This is a genomic window from Nonomuraea pusilla (assembly GCF_900109355.1).
GTDB lineage: Bacteria > Actinomycetota > Actinomycetes > Streptosporangiales > Streptosporangiaceae > Nonomuraea > Nonomuraea pusilla.
Genome location: NZ_FOBF01000060.1, coordinates 1 through 2,072, shown reverse-complemented (window position 1 = coordinate 2,072; position 2,072 = coordinate 1). Strand labels below are relative to the sequence as shown.

Below are 2,072 nucleotides of genomic sequence, written 5' to 3'. Positions count from 1 at the left end.
CCTGAGGCTTGGTGTCGGCGAACATCCGCCCCTGACGCTCGAACAGCTCTCGCGGGCACAGCGTGAGCTGGCCGGGAGGGTCCGGGATCGGCGTCGGCTCGTCAGGTCCCGGGTCGTTCTCGTCGCGGAAGTACAGGCACGTGTACTGGTCGCCCAGCCGGAACCCGTCCTTGCGCAGCCACTCCGCCGACGTCTTGCCGACGTAGGCGACGAGGATGATCGGGCAGGCGTTCTCATAGTCGTCGTTGCGGGCAGGCTTGTCGTGGACGCACCGGTGGCAGTTGTTCTCCATCCAGGCGTAGCCCTCGGTGCCATTCGAGAAGGGCGACCCCTCGGCGGCCTTTGCGAACACCTCGTCGGCGGTCGGCAGGCTCATCGGGCGAACACCTCCTGCGGGACCGTCAGTTCGCCGGACTCCAGCAGCCGTGCGGCGCGTTCGACGGCCGCAGCATGGGCGACGCTGGCGAACCCCTCGTCCTTGCCCTCGATGACCTTGCTGACGGCGGCCTGCATCCGGTCAGCGGAGTAGGTGCGGAGTTCTGCAACGCAGCGGGCGCGCTCGTCAGCGCGGATCTGCTGCTCGTCGATGGTCTTGGTGTTACCCATTGGGGGTCTCCTTCGGGGAGTCGGGGGAGGGATCGGTCGGGGCTAACGCCGCGTCGCGGACAGCGGGATCGGTCGACAGCCAGCCCGACAGGTTGGTGATGAGAGCGCCGAGGTCGCGGCCTTCGATCGCCTCGGGGATGCCGACGTGGAGAGCTCGGGCCGCGCGCACTGCGGCCGGGTCAGGGATGTCAGTCGGAAGCATGCGGGGCCCTTTCACTTCACGGCGTGGAGGTTGGGGCGCTCGTCGCTCGGCTCGGGCGCGAAGTCGACGGCGCGGGCGTAGTGCGGCTGCCAGGCGAGCGTGATGGTGGCGGTCGGGCCCTGGCGGTGCTTGTCGACGATCAACTCGATCTCGCCAGCCCGCGGCGTCTCGGGCTCGTAGGCGTCTTCGCGGTGCAGCAGGATCACGATGTCGCTGTCCTGCTCCAGCGATCCGCTTTCGCGCAGGTCCGCCTTGCTGGGGCGCTTGTTGGCGCGCTGTTCGGGGCCGCGGTTGAGCTGACACCCGACCATGACGGGGATGCCGAACTCGCCGGCCAGCTTCTTCAGGCTGCGGCTCAGTTCCGACACCTCGACCTGGCGGGACTCAGTCCGCTTGCCGCTGGTCATGAGCTGGAGATAGTCGACGACGACCAAGGCGGGCATCATGCCGTTGCGGCGCATGCGCCGGATGGCCGCGCTCAGGTGCGCGATCGTCATGGACGGGTTGTCGTCGATGATCAAATCTGTGTACTCGGCGAGCTGCGCCTGAGCTCGGGCGACGTTGGACCACGCCTGATCATCGAGGTCGCCCTTCTGGAGGCTGGTGAGGCTGACCCTGCCGAGCGAGGCGATCATGCGGAGGGCGACCTCGTCCTTCGACATCTCCAGGCTGGCGAACAGCACGGGCTCGCCAAGCTTGTGCCGCACATGGGTAGCGACGTTGATCATCACGACGGACTTGCCCATGCCGGGCCGGGCGCCGACGATGATGAGCTGCCCGGGGCGGAGCCGGGTCAGCAGGTTGTCGAGGTCGGCCCAGCCGGTTGTGACGCCGGCGATCGGCTCGCCAGCGTCGAGGCGATCCAGCAGGGGACCCACCACGTCGGCCACGGACGAGGCGGTCGAGGTGGAGGCGTGAAGCCGTGTCGCCTCGTCGAGGATGCTGCGCGCCGCGTCCACCCGCTCGTCCAGGTCGACGTGGCGGGCGGCCATCACCTGCTTGATCCGGTCCGCGGCGCTGATCGTGTGGCCGGTGACGGATGCTTCGCGCACCTGGCTGATGTAGTGGCCGACGTTGACCGCGGTCGGCACCTGCGAGATCAGTTCGTGCAGGGTGAGCGCGCCGCCGACCTTGGACAGGTTGTGGTGCTTGTCCAACTCGTCGGCGACCATCACCGGGTCGACGGGCATGTTGCGGTTGGCGAGCGAACTGATCGCCTCGAAGATCAGTTGGTGGGCGCCGCGGCGGAAGTCGCTGCTCCTCA

4 protein-coding genes are annotated in these 2,072 nt (G+C 68.2%); all 4 read right to left on the bottom strand.

All coding sequences use genetic code 11. The features are described 5' to 3' along the window. A partial coding sequence (locus BMX74_RS42655; protein ID WP_143078991.1) for a hypothetical protein occupies nucleotides 1–376 on the bottom strand: 376 nt, incomplete at its 3' end. Next, nucleotides 373–606 carry a hypothetical protein gene (locus tag BMX74_RS42650; RefSeq protein ID WP_091106192.1) on the bottom strand — a complete coding sequence of 78 codons (234 nt, stop codon included), beginning with the start codon at nucleotides 604–606 and terminating at the stop codon, nucleotides 373–375. The genes BMX74_RS42655 and BMX74_RS42650, both read right to left, overlap by 4 nt. Then, complete coding sequence (locus BMX74_RS42645) at nucleotides 599–808, bottom strand: hypothetical protein (protein ID WP_091106191.1); 210 nt, start codon at nucleotides 806–808, stop codon at nucleotides 599–601. The genes BMX74_RS42650 and BMX74_RS42645 overlap by 8 nt, the downstream gene beginning before the upstream one ends. An 11-nt stretch (nucleotides 809–819) precedes the next feature. After that, the coding region (locus BMX74_RS42640) for a replicative DNA helicase (protein WP_091106189.1) at nucleotides 820–2,072 on the bottom strand (1,253 nt) is incomplete at its 5' end.